Genomic DNA, 14,240 nt, shown 5'->3' on the forward strand with positions numbered 1-14,240 from the left:
CCCGTTCACGGGGTGCCCTCCAGCGCGAACAGCGCGTCGACGCGCTGATCCAGCTCGCGAGCGAGGAGGAATGCGAGCATCAGCGTCGGCGCGTGCACGCCTCGTTCGATGGAGATGATCGTCTGGCGTGACACGCCGCAGCGCCGGCTCAACTCCTCTTGCGTGAGCCCCGCGGCGAGGCGGGCTGCCCGGACGTTACTGACGAGCACTGCGGTTCACCCACAGGCGGGAGATGCCATAGCCGACCACGAGCACCGCCAGCAGGCCGAGAAGGATGATCCAGCTCGGCACCGCCGGTGACGCGACCCCGACCGCCAACGCGATTGCCGTCGCTATCAGAGCGAACACGTACGCTGCCGCACGAGCACGCACATCCTCCGCGTACTCGACGGAGTCCGGGCCATCTGTGCGATTCGCCCGCTGCGTGCGGCGCTTGACGATCATGGCGCCGAGCCCGACGAAGGCGACGGGAACGGTCAACGCGACAACGCGAAGCCATTCGAGCTCATAACGGTAGGCAAGCCCGAGGCTGATCGCCATGGCGGCGATTCCCCCGAGAAGAAGAGCGATGTACTTCCAGAACACGAGCCACCTCCAGGTCGCGATGTCAAAAACTCTTGACCAGCGACGTTAGGTCCAGGCATCCATGATGTCAAGACGGCTTGACGTCGCGTTTCGTCTCGCTGCCCTCGCTCAACGACCGGGTGGGAGAGTGCTCGCGCAACGACCGGATGGGAGGGACGCGGGTCAGGCGGGTTCGGTGACGCGGGCGAGTCCGCAGTTCAGGCACGACCACGCGACGAGGAAGGCCTCGTCGTCGAGGAACTCGAAGCGCAGCGCGTCGCCGCAGGTGGGGCACACCCACGGGGGCTGTCGAGAGGTCACTCCTCGAGCGTAGAACCGCTCGAGGAGGCGAGGGTCGTCGCGACGTCAGCCGTCGATGCCGAGCAGCTGCTTCGCGGCGGCGACGGCCGGGGTGCCGCCGAAGTCGGGATCGACTCCGAGCTTCGTCTGCGTGAGCGTCACGTAGACACCGGGCACGTTCGTGACCGTCGTCAGACTCCGGAGGTCTCCGACGGCGCGGCCCAGGTTCGCGATGCCACCTGCGGCCTCGAGTCCTGCATCCGGCACGTACTCGAGTCCGGAGAGCTCGATGATGTCCTTCGTGGGAACGTCGCCCGCGCCCGTGTTGGCGTCGACGGTCGCGCCGAAGGACGCGATGACATCGGCATTGGTGGGCGACTTCCACATGCAGCGCACGGACTCACTGTCGACGGCATCGTCCACGAGCTCCATCCCCTCGATCTGTGCGGAGACGAGCGCACCGATGGCGGCGCACGAGGGATAGCGTTCGACGACATCCGCCACCGTGTATGCACCGCCGCCCTGCGAGCCTCCGGCAGCCGGCTCGGGCGACTGTCCACCGCCGGCGGCCGGCTCCGAACCGGCAGGGGCGGGAGCAGCGGCGGCGCACGATGCGAGCAGCGCGGCCCCGCATCCGAGTGCGAGGGCGGCGAAGAGTCGGGTGAGCGGGCGAGAGGTCGGCACGGAGGGAGCTTACAGACGACGCCGAGCGGCCGGATGGTTATCCACATCGCCGTAGAGTGAGCCCCAACCCTCTCGCACCAGATACCCCCTGGGGGTATGCTGAGCCGTGGAACGGAGCACACATGATTCAACCCATCGAGTTCGGCCGCACCGAGCCCAAGGCGGCCTGCGCCTGCGGCGGTCACGGCGACCACCACGCATCCGAGCCGGCAGCGGCCGACGCCCAGGAGATCCTCGTCACCGGGATGACGTGCGCGCACTGTGTTTCGGCCGTCACCCAGGAGCTCACCGCGATCGACGGCGTGACCGACGTCTCCGTCGACCTACAGGCCGGCGGCGCGTCGCGCGTCACCTTCCGCTCCGCATCCCCCGTCGACGCGCAGGCGATCGCCGCGGCGATCGACGAAGCGGGCTACTCGCTCGTCTGAGCCGCGCCCGCGCGCTCGCGAGACTGCATTGTGGTCACGAGATCAGGGGTAATACCCATTATCTCGTGGCGCAAATGCAGTCTCGCGGGAAGTAAAGGGGTGGCCGGCGCGTCAGCTCACGGTCACGAGCGTGCGCTGCCAGCCGGACGACCCGTCGGGGGCGACGGGGGCCGGCTGCTCGATCTGCAGCTTGCCCGCCGCATCGATCGCCCGCACCGCGATGTAGTGCGAGCCGGGCGTCGCATCCCACTCGAGCACCCACTGCACCCAGGCATCCTTGTTCACAGGCGAGGAGAGCGTCGCGCGCTGCCACTCGCCATCGTCGATGCTCACCTCGACGGCCGAGATGCCGACGCCCTGCGCCCAGGCCATGCCGGCGATCGGCACCTTGCCCGCGGCCACCGGCTTGCCGAGCTTGGGAGTGTCGACGCGTGACGACAGCTTGATGGGGGCACGGTCGCTGTAGCCTCGGGGCGTCCAGTATGCGGTGTCAGCGGCGAAGGTCGTGACCTTCAGCTCCTCCACCCACTTCGTCGCCGACACGTAGCCGTAGAGACCGGGAACAACCATCCGCACGGGGAAGCCGTGCTCCAGCGGCAGCGGTTCGCCGTTCATCCCGACCGCGAGGATGGCGTCGATGCCGGGGTCGGTGAGGGTTTCGAGCGGAGTGGATGCGGTGAAGCCGTCGACGCTGCGCGAGAGCACCATGTCGGCCCCGGACTGCACACCGGCGGCGGCGAGCACGGTGCGCACCGGAACGCCGAGCCACCGCGCGTTGCCCACGAGGTCGCCGCCGACCTCGTTCGAGACGCATGTGAGCGTGATCACGTACTCGTCGAGTCCGAGGGCGAGAAGGTCGTCGAAGCTCAGCTCGACGCGCTTGTCGACCATGCCGTCGACGACGAGGCGCCACGTGTTCGGGTCCACGGTGGGAATCGTCAGCGCGGTGTCGACGCGGTAGAAGTCCGCGTTGGGGGTGAAGAGGGGCGAGATCCCGTCGATGTCGAGCTCCGCGCCCTGCGGGATCGGAACCGTCGTCTTCGGCGCCGGCAGCCGGAGGGCATCGCGGATCTGCCGGATCGATGCGGTCGTCGCGTTCAGCGCCCGCGCTCCGAGGCCCACCACGACGGCGGATGCGGCGACGATGCCGGTGAGGAGGAAGAACCCGCGGCGGTCCAGCTGCATCTCGGACGGCGCCCGCTTCGGGCGTCGTTCGGGGGACGCGAGATGCGGTACCGAGCCGCCCGAGCCCGCATCACGGGTCACTTCAACAGGACTTGTGGCGGCATCATCCGCTTCGAGGGACGCAGGATGCGGCGGAATCGCGCCGGAGGCCGCATCACGGGTCCCTTGAACAGAGACAGTGGCAGCCGCGGCGGCGAGCTTCCAGCGGCGAAGGCGAGAGGTGAGCAGCATCAGCATCCAGATGCCGACGGCGGCGCCGGCGATGCACGCCACACCGGCCAGGGCACCCGCATCCGCGCGCGTGACCACGGCGGCGGTCGCGAGGGCTGCGGCGAGCGCGAAGAGCACGACGCCCCACAGCGGTCGGAGGGTCTCGACGATGCCGATGACGGCGGCCGCGATCACCACGGCCACCGCGAGGGAGGCGAGCAGCACCGCTTTGTCGGCGGTGCCGAACGTCGAGATCGCGAACTCCTTGAGCGGACGCGGCACGATGTCGATGACGAACGACCCGACGGCGATCAGGGGACTGGTGCCGCGCGAGACGAGGGCGGCGACCGCCTCGCTGACCGCGAGGAAGGCCGCTGCCGCAACGACACCGGCGAGCGAAGCCCAACCCCACGTCGTGCGCATCCGCAGTCGTGTCATGGTCGGTCTCCGCTCGCCGGTCCGGCGATTCACGCCGGGGTGTCGTCAGTGTTCAGGGATCACATGGGGGGCATCAGCACCGAGTCGATGAGGTACACGGTCGCGTTCTTCGTCTTCACGCCACCGCAGATGACCTTGGCGCCGTTGACCATGATGTTGTCACCGCTGCCGGTCACCGTCACGTCCTGACCCTCGACCGTGGTGTGCGTGCCGTCGATGGCGCTCGGCGCGATCTGGCCGGGGACCACGTGGTAGGTGAGGATCTTGGTCAGAGCCGCGCTGTCGGTCTTCAGCGAGTCGATGGTCGCGGCGTCGATCTTCGCGAAGGCGTCGTCGACGGGCGCGAAGACCGTGAACTCGCTGCCGTTGAGCGTGTCGACGAGGTTCACGTCGGGGTTCAGCTTGCCGCTGACGGCCGACACGAGGGTCGTGAGCAGCGGGTTGTTGGATGCGGCCGTCGCGACCGGGTCCAGCGACATGCCCTCGACCGAGCCCGCACCGCTCGGAACCATCGCGGCGTAGTCGGCGCAGCCGGCGCCGACGAGGTCGGATGCCGCATCCATCGTCTTGCTGGGCATCGGTGCCGCCGTCGAGGTCTCGGGCGCCATGGTGCTCTCGGACGTGCCGGCCGATCCGCCCGCACAACCTGCGAGCGCGAATCCGGCGACGGCGAGAAGGGTGAGGCCGCCGAAGAGGTGCTTCTTGTTGGTGCGCATGATGTCCTCCGAATCAGAGAGTCGCTGTGTACCGACTCGTTCAGAACACGCCCCGGTGCCGGGAGCGAGGCAGCCGCACTCTTGCGGCGTACATCCTCTGTTCGGCGTGCTCTCTGAAACGGATGGGAAGAATTTCTAGCGAGTGCGTACGGCCCGTCCGGACACGACGATTCCGCCCGAGGAGGTCACGTCCACATCCAGTTCGCTGGGCCGACCGACGTGCGCGCCCTGACGGATCCGGATGCGGCGCGGAGCCAGGCCCCGGCTGCGCAGGTACCCGCCCGTTGCCGCGGCCGCGGCGCCCGTGGCCGGGTCCTCGGAAACAGTGCCGACGGGGAAGATGTTGCGTGCATGCCAGAGCGTGTCGCTCTCGGGCCAGAGCACGATGATCGTGGCCGGCCACCCGTTCGCATCCAGCAGGCGGCGCGCGGCGGCGGGGTCGAAGACGAACGCGTCGAACACCGGGCGCTCGGCGAGCACGAGCAGCGGATGCCAGTTCCCTCCGTACGCGAGAGCCGGCGGATACGACGGATGCAGCGCCTGCCTGTCGATTCCGAGCAGCGCCGTGATCTCGTCCAAGGTCGCCGGCGCCAGCTCTGCCGCATCCGGTTCCACGCTCGTGAACGACACGATGCGCCCGCGCTCGTCCGACCGCGTCGTGATCTCGATCGCGCCCGCCGCGGTCTCGAACACGAAGCGGCCGTCGCCGTCTCGCTCTGCGAGCGCCGCGGCCGTGGCGACCGTCGCGTGACCGCAGAAGGGCACTTCGGCGATCGGGGAGAAGTACCGGATGCGGCGGGCGCCGTCCGCATCCGTCGTCGTGAAGGCGGACTCGGCGTAACCGAGGTCGGCGGCGGTGCGCTGCATCCGCTCGTCGCTCCAGCCCTCGGCTCGGCGCACGACACCCGCCGGGTTGCCGCCGGCCGGGTCGTCGGAGAAGGCGGTCCAGTGCTCGATCTCGCTCACGCTCTCACGCTACCCACGCGTGAGCGTCCCGGCCCCGGTCCACCCGTGTGTGCGTGGACCGCCCGAGGCTCAGCCCTTGAGGTCGGGGAAGTCGCTCTCGCGGAACTCGGAGCCGATGCGCTCGGTCCCGGCCGCCTCCTCGCGCTCACGCAATTCGACACGGCGGATCTTGCCGGAGATCGTCTTGGGCAGCTCGAAGAACTCGACCCGGCGCACCCGCATGTAGGGCGGCATGTGCTCGCGCGCGTGGGCGAGGATGCTGCGTGCCGTCGCCGCGTCCGGTTCCACGCCCGCGGCGAGCGCGACGTAGGCCTTCACCACGTTCAGCCGCACCGCATCCGGGGCGCCGACGACACCGGCCTCGGCCACGGCCGGGTGCTCGAGCAGGATCGACTCCACCTCGAACGGCGACACCTTGAAGTCGCTGGCCTTGAACACGTCGTCCGTGCGCCCCACGAACGTCAGGAAGCCCTCCGCGTCACGGACGGCGACATCGCTCGTGTGGTAGTACCCGTCGTGCTCGACCTTGGCGGTGCGTTCGGGCTCTCCGATGTAGCCGGGCGTGAGGTTGAGCGGCCGCACGGGGGCCGTGGGCAGACAGATCTCCCCCTCGTCAGCCACCTCGCCGGTGAGCGGATCCAGCAGCACGATCTCGACGCCGGGAAGCGCACGCCCCATGGATCCGGGCTTGAGCGCCACACCGGGGGTGTTGCCGATGACGGCCGTCAGCTCGGTCTGCCCGTATCCGTCGCGGATCTGGATGCCCCACCGGCGCTCGATCGTGGCGATCACCTCGGGGTTGAGCGGTTCGCCCGCCGACAGCAACTCGCGAAGCGCCCGCGGCTTGTGCTCGAGGTCGGCCTGGATGAGCATGCGCCACACCGTCGGCGGCGCGCAGAACGTGTTGACGCCCGCATGGTCGAGCTCGCCGGCGAGGGCCACCGCGTCGAAGCGGCGGTAGTTGTAGACGAACACGGTCGCCTCGGCGATCCACGGCGAGAAGAACAGGCTCCAGGCGTGCTTGCCCCAGCCGGGCGCACTGATGGTCATGTGCACGTCGCCAGGGCGCACGCCGATCCAGTACATCGTGCTGAGGTGACCCACCGGGTACGAGACGTGCGTGTGCTCGACCATCTTCGGACGCGAAGTCGTTCCGGAGGTGAAGTAGACGATCGCCGTGTCGGTGGAGTCCACGACGACGCCTGGGCGCTCGTCGGATGCGGCGTCCGCATCCGTGAACGAGGCCCAGCCCTCTCGGTCTCCGCCCACGACGACCCGCACCAGCTCAGGATCGAGCCCGTCGAACTTCTCGGCATCCGCCGCATCCGCGATCACGACGCGGACGCCCGCGCGCTCGATGCGCTCGGCCAGATCGTCGGGTCCGAGCACGACCGAGGTCGGCAGGATGACGGCACCCAGCTTCATGATGGCGAGCATCGCCTCCCAGAGCTCGACCCGGTTGTCGAGCATGAGCATCACGGCGTCGCCGCGGCGCACACCCGCGTCGCGCAGCCAGTTCGCGACACGGTCGGAGCGCACGCGCATCTCGTCGTACGTGCGTGACGCCTCGGTGCCGTCCTCCTCGAGCACCCGCAGGGCGAGCCGGTCGTTGCCGAGGGCGATCTCGTCGAACCAGTCGACGGCCCAGTTGAAGTGGTCTCCCACGTCGGGCCAGACGAACCCCGCGCGAGCGGCCTCGATGTCGTGGGAGTGGGCGAGCAGGAAGTCCCTGGCCTCGCGGAATGCGCGGCCGGCGGCGGAGTGGAGCATCGTGTCTTCGTTCTCGACGGGGAGAGGATGCGGCGCTCGCGAGCGGGCTCTGGCACCGTCCGGTCAGTCTAGGACGGGGTATGTGCGGGCCGCGGCATCCTCTCCCAGGTGATGCCCGATAGCATCGGTGCGGTCGTCGCCGCCAGGGGGAGCCGGCCAGGAGGTCTCGGAACCATGCACACGACCAGACGACAGCAACGTGGACGCCGCTCGGTGCTGCGCCGCAGGAGAGCCCTGGCTGCGATCGTCGCCGCGCTCGCGGTCGTTCTGATCGTCGTCGGTGTGGTGGCGGTCGTGCGGGGGATGACGTCAGCTCCCTCACCGGCGGCTCAGGCGGATCCCGGCGAGTCGACGTCGACTCCCACACCCACGCCCACACCTCTCACCGCGAGCCAGCAGCTGCTCGCCGACAGCGACGACCCGGCCGCGTGCGCCGTGAGCTTCGCCGGCGACGGCATCGCCGAGCCGCCTCAGCTGCAGTCAGAGGGCAAGCTCTACGCCTATCTGCCGATCCCGAGCCGGGAGGGCGCCGTCTTCGCCGGGTGGTACGCGACTGCGGCCGACGCACAGGCGCTCACCATCCCGGCGCGCGTGAACGGCGCCGACATCGTGACGTGCACCGACAAAGAGATCACGCTCTACGGCGCGTGGAAGACGCCGGAAGAAGTGGCGAGCGAGAACGTCGGCGTCCCGATCCTCATGTACCACCAGTTCACGACCCGCCCCGAGGGCGAGGACGGCTGGCTCAAGGGCAACTACGCGTACATCAACGACTTCGACGCGCACATGGCCTACATCGCCGAGAAGCAGTTCTACCTGCCGACCTGGGATGAGCTCAGCGCCTTCATCGACGGCCGGCTCTTCCTTCCCCACCAGTCCGTGATCGTCACCGACGACGACGCCGACCAGACCTGGCTGGATCTGGCGGTTCCCGTGGTCGAGAAGTACCAGGTGCTGACGACGTCGTTCGTCATCACCGGTGCCCGACAGGCACCGTCGCCCGGGCTGCACGTGCTGCAGCGCTCGCACACCCACGACATGCACACGGCCGGCGACAACGGCAAGGGGCGGATGGTCAACTACTCGGTCGACCAGATCGTCGCCGATATGAACACCTCTGCACAGATCCTGGGCGCCAAGGAAGTCATGGCCTATCCCTACGGCCACTACAACGACACGGCGAAAGAGGGCCTGCGCCAGGCCGGTTACGAGATGGCCCGCACGATTGAACCCGGCTACGTGCGCGCAGGGACCGACAAGCTCGCGCTTCCGACGGTGCGCATCAACTACGGGATGGGCCTGCAGGACCTCATCAACCTGATCGGCTGATCTGCCGGATCAGATCTCCCCGGGCGAGATCGCCTGACGGTCGATCTCCTCGACGAAGTACCGTGCCCGCGAGGGCGCCGGGCGCGGCGACGAGGCGCGGCGGGGTGCGTAGACCACGAGCGAGTGGAACAGGAAGCGCACCACGAAGGCGGCGACGAGGGTGACGGCGGTCGCGATGACCACCGAGATGTGCCAGGTCGAGATCATCAGCGTCGTGATCGGGATGCGGATGAGCAGCTCGATGTTGTTGAACGAGAACGACTTCGCGAACCTGCTGCCGATCCCGGACGCCTGCTCACGCATGTCCTGGAAGACGAAGCGCTCCTGCAGCAGGAAGTTGGCGATGATCGTCGTCTCCGCGGCGATGATCATGGCGGCCAGGTCGTGGACGCCGGCGTGCGAGAGCAGCCAGACGATCGCGACGTTGGCCACGGCCCCCAGCGCACCGATGAGCGCGAAGGCGGACATCTTGCCGAAGCGGAGCATCGCCAGCTGCGTCAGGAACGAGATGCCCTGCGAGAACGAGGCCTTCGACGCACCCGCGAACCGGTCCGCGAACGCGAACGGGATCTCGGCCACGCGCAGCGACCGACGAGCGAGGATCTCCAGCAGGATCTTGAAGCCGCGCGGGCGCAGCTGGTCGAGGTCGATGGCCCGACGGTCCACGAGGAAGAACCCGGTCATCGGGTCGGTGACCTCGCGCAGGCGGATCGGGAACATCGCCTTCGTCACGGCGGTCGAGCCGCGAGAGACGATCACACGAGAACGATCGGCGAGCCCACCAGCGGTGCCGTCGGCGGTGTAGCGCGAAGCCACCACCACGTCGACGTCGCCGTGCAGGTAGCGCGCGACGAGGCGCGCAATGTCCTCCGGCGGATGCTGCAGGTCGCCGTCCATGACGATGCAGACATCGCTGGGCGCGGCATCCAAGCCCGCGACGACGGCTCCGCTCAGACCGCCCGCGGGGTCGTCGCGGTGGATGAGGCGAACGGGGATGCTGGCGGTGGACGCCACGCGACGGATGACGTCGGGCGTCTCGTCCGTACTGTCGTCGACGAAGAGGATGTCGACGCTGAAGCCCTTCGCGGTTGCGGCGACCCGACGCACGAGCTCGGCCACATTGGGCGCCTCGTTGAACGTGGGGACGATGACCGTGACCTGCATTTGCACCGCCTGATGGAAGCTGTGAACGCCCGAATGCGGGCGACATTGTTCATCCTGGCACGCTCGTCATGTCAATTCCCTGGGGTTGAGCATCCACATAGGAATCCGCTAGCCAACTCGTAACCACCCGATCACGGGCTGTTTACCCGTACGCTGGAATTCATGAGCGAAACGGGATCCGGCATCACGATGTTCGGCGCCGAGTGGTGCCGCGACTGCCGCCGCACGAAGGCTCAGCTCGACGAGCTGGGCGTGGAGTACACCTACGTCGACCTCGAGGCCGACCCGGCCGCCGCCGATGTCGCCCGCGAGATCTCCGGCCGCACCAACATCCCTGTCGTGGTCTATCCCGATGCGACCCACCACGTCGAGCCGTCCAACGCGGACGTCGACGCGAAGCTTCGCGAGCTGTCGATCATCTGAGCGGCTCCCCGCTTCTCGGCGGGATGCGGGTGCGACGGAGCGTGGGACCGCTCCCCGTACACTGATTCCGGCTTCCGCCGGAATCAGCACGTGAACCGCACCTCTCCCCCCGCTCCTCGCCGAGACATCCAGGGCCTGCGCGCCCTCGCTGTGCTCGCGGTCGTCGGCGCCCACGCCGCCGGGTGGCCCCGCGGCGGCTTCGTGGGCGTCGATGTGTTCTTCGTCATTTCCGGCTTTCTGATCACCGGCCTGCTGCTGCGCGAGGTCGAGACGACGGGGCGGGTGAGACTGGCCCGCTTCTACGGGCGGCGAGCGCGGCGGCTGCTGCCGGCGGCGCTGATCGTGCTCGGCCTCACCGTCGGCGCCGGCTTCGTCGTGTTCAACGCGGTCGTCGCTCAGCGCACCCTCCACGACGCCGCATGGTCGGCGCTCTTCGCGGCGAACTGGCACTTCGCGGCGGACGGCACCGACTACTTCCACGCGACGGATGCGGCCTCCGCGCTGCAGCACTTCTGGTCACTGTCGGTCGAGGAGCAGTTCTACCTCGTGTGGCCGGGGCTCGTGATGCTCAGCCTCCTGCTGCTGCCCGCCGCCGCGCGGGGCGGTCGACGCGGGCGCCTCAACGTGGGGGCGGTCGCGACGGTGATCGTGTTCGTCTCTGCCCTGTGGGCCGCATCCCAGACGACGTCAGAGCCGACGGTGGCCTACTTCTCCACACTGACTCGCGCGTGGGAGCTGGGCGTGGGAGCCGTCCTGGCCGCCGCTGCGCCGCTGCTCGCGCGCATCCCCCGACCCGTCGGCGGATTGATGGGGTGGGTCGGCCTCGCGGGCATCCTGACGGCTTTCGCAGTGATCGATCCCGCCGCGGGCGGCTTCCCCGCGCCCTGGGCTGCCCTCCCCGTCGCCGCCACGGCGCTCGTGCTGGCGGGCGGGGTCGCCGGCGATCCGCGCCACCGCCACCTCTTCCCCCTGACCAACCCCGTCAGCGTGTTCGTCGGCGACATGTCGTACTCGCTGTACCTGTGGCACTTCCCCGCCATCGTGCTCGCCTCGGTCGTGCTCGCCGGACACGACGGCGCGCTCTGGCTCACGCTCGGGGCGATCGCGGTCCTCTCGCTGGCGACCTACCTCATCGTGGAGCAGCCGTTGCGGTATGCGCCGCTGCTGCCGACTCGAGCGGATGCGGTCGAGCCGGCTGCGGCCGAGCCGATCGCCGCCCAGCCCGCCGCCGCTCCGGCGGTGCCGGCCGCACCGCAGCCGCGCGTGGTGGCGACGCGCCCCGCGGGGTGGACGCCGGGCACCCGGTACTACCCCGGCTCGCCCCGGCCGCGACCGCTCGCCGCCGACCCCGTCATCGAACCGGAACTCGCCGATCCCGATCCGGAACCGGTCGTCGTGCCGCTCGCCGCGCCGGACACCTCGCCCGCGGAGCAGGAGCGCGGGAGTCGGTCCGCCTGGAAGGCGTGGCGGGCCCGCTTCGGAACGCAGATCGCTCTCGCCTCCTCGGGGCTCGGCATCGCCGTCCTGGCGGCCGTACTGGTGGCGCAGAGCATCTTCGGCGCACCCGTGATCGGGCCTCTCACCCCGCCCGCCGAGGCGCAGGGAGACGGCGGCGACGACCCGATCGCCGCCGTGCAGAGCGAGCTGGCGGCCGCCGCATCCGCCACCGCATGGCCTGCGCTCTCTCCCTCTCTGGACACCGTGATCGCGCGCGGCTCTGCGGACAATCCGGCACGGGACTGCTTCGCACCCGACGTGGCACCGGATGCAGGCCGGTGCAGCTGGGGGTCGGAGCAGGCCCCCACCCGCATCCACCTCGTCGGGGATTCGACCGCCATGGCCTACGCCCCGGCGTTCAAGAAGATGGCGGAGGACAGCGGCGGCGCCATCCGCGTCACGACCGTGGGGCTCTACGGCTGCCGATTCACCGACGTGGCCGTGCAGAACGACGGCGCCGGCGTCATGGCGGCCTGCGAGCAGCGCAAGGCCGACGTGCGCGCCATGGTGCTCGCCGACGCCCCGAACATCGTCGTGATGAGCAACGCCTACACCCTGGGCCACACGCCGGCCGGGCAGGATCTGAGCGCCGAGACGCTCATCGCCTCGCAGCAGGCGGAGGCGGCCGGATACGGTGCGCCGGGACGGATCGTCCATCTCGCGCCACCCCCGGAGGGCGCCGACCTCGCTCGCTGCTACTCGCCGCTGACCTCGCCCTACGACTGCGCGAGCGCGGTGTCACCGACCTGGCAGCAGATGGAGGCTCTGGCAGAGCGGACAGCCGCCGCATCAGGTGATCACGCGATCAGCTCGCTGCCGTTCAGCTGCTGGGAGGGCGTGTGCCCGGCATTCGCGGGAACTCTGCCGGTCAAGTACGACCAGACGCACCTCAGTGTGCCGTTCGCGGAGCGCATCGCCCCGATCCTGCAGGCCGAGCTCACTGCGGCCGGACTTATGTGACCCGCGGCGTTCATAGCGTCTGCTTCGCTCACCCTTAAGTTCGCTCGTTATACGTTCGTATATGACAGACGTGCGTCTTACGAAATCGTCCGCTCCGACCCCGGCTCGCCGCCGCTTGCGCGCACTTGCCGCCACCGCGGCCTTCCTCTCCGCGACCATCGGAGGTCTCGCCGCGGCTGCCCCCGCATCCGCGCAGACCCTCCCCGGTGAACGCGTCGCCGCATCCGCCGCATCCGAGGCACTGGCACCCCTCGGCGATCTGCTGCGCGAACGACTGCTGCTGGCGGACACGGTCGCTCAGGCGAAGTGGGTCAAGGGCACGCCCGTCTCGGACCCCGCCCGCGAGAAGAAGGTCATCGACGACGCGGTCGCGCTTGCGGCACAGAAGGGCGTCGACGCCGATCTCGTGCGTCGCGTGGTCTCGGCGCAGATCGCGGCCAGCAAAACGGTGCAGAACCGCCTGATCACCGAATGGAGTCACGACCCCGCGAACGCACCCACGGTGGCGCCGGATCTCACACAGGTGCGGCAGCGACTCGACGCCATCGACACCGACCTCGTCGACGTCCTGGGCACGGTGCAGCAGCTGAGCGCGGACCCCGGTTGCGCGCACCTCGTCGACGCCGAGCGCACCCGCGAGTACCCGGGGTTCGATGCCGTGCACCGCAAGGGCGTGCACGTGGCGTGGGGCGGCTTCTGCACCCCCACGCAGAGCTGATCCCGACCGCGCGGTGATGGTGGGACCTAGGTCCCTATTCGCACCCGAGCGAGCGGAGGAGGGTGGAACCACCAAACACACACAGCCCCCAGGTTCCGGCCCCACACCGCCGCTCCGAGGGATCGAAAGGAGCACACCTCTCATGGCCACCATCACCGCAAACGTCCGGGCGCAGGTCGCTGCCAAGCCGATCACGGCAGAGGCGAGCGTCGTCACGAGCCTCGCGGCTCGACGCACCGTCGCCATCGCACGTTTCGCGACCGGCTTCATCTTCCTGTGGGCCTTCCTCGACAAGACCTTCGGCCTGGGCTTCTCCACCCCGGTCGAGCGGGCCTGGATCAACGGCGGCACGCCGGCCCAGGGCTTCCTCAACAGCGAGGCCGTGAGCGGCCCGTTCAAGGGCATCTTCCAAGCGATCGCGACGCCGCTGACCGACGTCCTGTTCATGGCCGGCATGCTCGGCGTGGGACTGGCCGTCATGCTCGGCATCGGGATGCGGGTCGCCGCCGTCGCAGGCAGCGCGATCATGTTCTTCATGTGGATGGCGGAGTTCCCGATGATCTGGGGCACCGGCTCCACCAACCCGGTCGTCGACTACCACATCATCTACGCCCTCATGCTCATCGTTTTCGTCGCACTTGCGGCCGGCGAAACGTGGGGCCTCGGCGCCCAGTGGCGCAAGCTGCCCATCGTGCAGAAGAACCACTGGCTCATCTAGCCGACCTGCTGGCCGCGTGACGGTGCGGCGCTTCCTCGCCCGGGGAGCGCCGCATCGTCATGTCTGCATGTCCGCCCTTCTCGCCCTCGTGCGGCACCCGCCCCAGAGCCTCGCGGCCCGCTCCCGACCCCGGGGCCTCTGCATGTTCGAGGGACCCGGAACGTCACGCC

Annotated in this window: 15 protein-coding genes; 6 read left to right on the forward strand and 9 right to left on the reverse strand. The window is 69.3% G+C overall.

Features of this window, described 5'->3' with window-relative positions; genetic code table 11:
• Positions 1 to 5: 5 nt before the first annotated feature.
• The 4 genes from PQV94_RS14830 to PQV94_RS14845 all read right to left on the reverse strand — a co-directional run bounded on the left by PQV94_RS14830 (position 6) and on the right by PQV94_RS14845 (position 1,548).
• Complete coding sequence (locus PQV94_RS14830) at positions 6 to 209, reverse strand: helix-turn-helix transcriptional regulator (RefSeq protein ID WP_274286531.1); 204 nt, start codon at positions 207 to 209, stop codon at positions 6 to 8.
• On the reverse strand, positions 196 to 585 hold the full coding sequence (locus tag PQV94_RS14835) for a hypothetical protein (protein ID WP_274286532.1): 390 nt from the start codon (positions 583 to 585) through the stop codon (positions 196 to 198). Before PQV94_RS14835 ends, PQV94_RS14830 begins: the two co-directional genes overlap by 14 nt.
• A gap of 162 nt (positions 586 to 747) precedes the next feature.
• Positions 748 to 885 (reverse strand): hypothetical protein, encoded by a 138-nt coding sequence (locus tag PQV94_RS14840; RefSeq protein WP_274286533.1) that lies wholly within the window; start codon positions 883 to 885, stop codon positions 748 to 750.
• Positions 886 to 930: 45 nt separating this feature from the next.
• A complete protein-coding gene (locus PQV94_RS14845; protein WP_274286534.1) occupies positions 931 to 1,548 on the reverse strand; it encodes a hypothetical protein in 618 nt (205 codons plus the stop codon).
• Between the two features lie 122 nt (positions 1,549 to 1,670).
• Between PQV94_RS14845 and PQV94_RS14850 the strand changes: the two genes are divergently transcribed.
• Positions 1,671 to 1,976, forward strand: a complete 306-nt coding sequence (locus PQV94_RS14850; protein ID WP_274286535.1) for a heavy-metal-associated domain-containing protein — start codon at positions 1,671 to 1,673, stop codon at positions 1,974 to 1,976.
• A 111-nt stretch (positions 1,977 to 2,087) separates the two neighbouring features.
• Here PQV94_RS14850 and PQV94_RS14855 read toward each other — a convergent pair whose 3' ends face one another.
• The 4 genes from PQV94_RS14855 to PQV94_RS14870 form a co-directional block, all read right to left on the reverse strand.
• Positions 2,088 to 3,809: a molybdopterin-dependent oxidoreductase gene (locus tag PQV94_RS14855; RefSeq protein WP_274286536.1), complete on the reverse strand. Its 1,722-nt coding sequence runs from the start codon at positions 3,807 to 3,809 to the stop codon at positions 2,088 to 2,090.
• A gap of 59 nt (positions 3,810 to 3,868) precedes the next feature.
• Positions 3,869 to 4,525: a fasciclin domain-containing protein gene (locus tag PQV94_RS14860; RefSeq protein ID WP_274286537.1), complete on the reverse strand. Its 657-nt coding sequence runs from the start codon at positions 4,523 to 4,525 to the stop codon at positions 3,869 to 3,871.
• Positions 4,526 to 4,660: 135 nt separating this feature from the next.
• Entirely contained in the window at positions 4,661 to 5,491 is an 831-nt protein-coding gene (locus tag PQV94_RS14865; RefSeq protein ID WP_274286538.1) for a PhzF family phenazine biosynthesis protein, read from the reverse strand.
• Positions 5,492 to 5,560: 69 nt separating this feature from the next.
• On the reverse strand, positions 5,561 to 7,261 hold the full coding sequence (locus PQV94_RS14870) for an AMP-binding protein (protein WP_274286539.1): 1,701 nt from the start codon (positions 7,259 to 7,261) through the stop codon (positions 5,561 to 5,563).
• A gap of 174 nt (positions 7,262 to 7,435) precedes the next feature.
• On the opposite strand from PQV94_RS14870, the gene PQV94_RS14875 reads away from it, so the two are divergent.
• A complete protein-coding gene (locus PQV94_RS14875; RefSeq protein ID WP_274286540.1) occupies positions 7,436 to 8,590 on the forward strand; it encodes a polysaccharide deacetylase family protein in 1,155 nt (384 codons plus the stop codon).
• A 9-nt stretch (positions 8,591 to 8,599) separates the two neighbouring features.
• Here PQV94_RS14875 and PQV94_RS14880 read toward each other — a convergent pair whose 3' ends face one another.
• Positions 8,600 to 9,754, reverse strand: a complete 1,155-nt coding sequence (locus PQV94_RS14880; protein WP_274286541.1) for a glycosyltransferase — start codon at positions 9,752 to 9,754, stop codon at positions 8,600 to 8,602.
• Positions 9,755 to 9,916: 162 nt separating this feature from the next.
• On the opposite strand from PQV94_RS14880, the gene PQV94_RS14885 reads away from it, so the two are divergent.
• The 4 genes from PQV94_RS14885 to PQV94_RS14900 all read left to right on the forward strand — a co-directional run bounded on the left by PQV94_RS14885 (position 9,917) and on the right by PQV94_RS14900 (position 14,070).
• Positions 9,917 to 10,177, forward strand: a complete 261-nt coding sequence (locus PQV94_RS14885; protein ID WP_274286542.1) for a glutaredoxin family protein — start codon at positions 9,917 to 9,919, stop codon at positions 10,175 to 10,177.
• 90 nt (positions 10,178 to 10,267) lie between these two features.
• Entirely contained in the window at positions 10,268 to 12,634 is a 2,367-nt protein-coding gene (locus PQV94_RS14890; RefSeq protein ID WP_274286543.1) for an acyltransferase family protein, read from the forward strand.
• A 115-nt stretch (positions 12,635 to 12,749) separates the two neighbouring features.
• Positions 12,750 to 13,352, forward strand: a complete 603-nt coding sequence (gene aroQ, locus PQV94_RS14895) for a gamma subclass chorismate mutase AroQ (protein ID WP_274286544.1) — start codon at positions 12,750 to 12,752, stop codon at positions 13,350 to 13,352.
• A gap of 142 nt (positions 13,353 to 13,494) precedes the next feature.
• Entirely contained in the window at positions 13,495 to 14,070 is a 576-nt protein-coding gene (locus PQV94_RS14900; protein ID WP_274286545.1) for a DoxX family protein, read from the forward strand.
• Positions 14,071 to 14,240 lie beyond the last annotated feature (170 nt).

The sequence above is a fragment of the Microbacterium sp. Clip185 genome (assembly GCF_028743715.1).
Classification (GTDB): Bacteria; Actinomycetota; Actinomycetes; order Actinomycetales; family Microbacteriaceae; genus Microbacterium.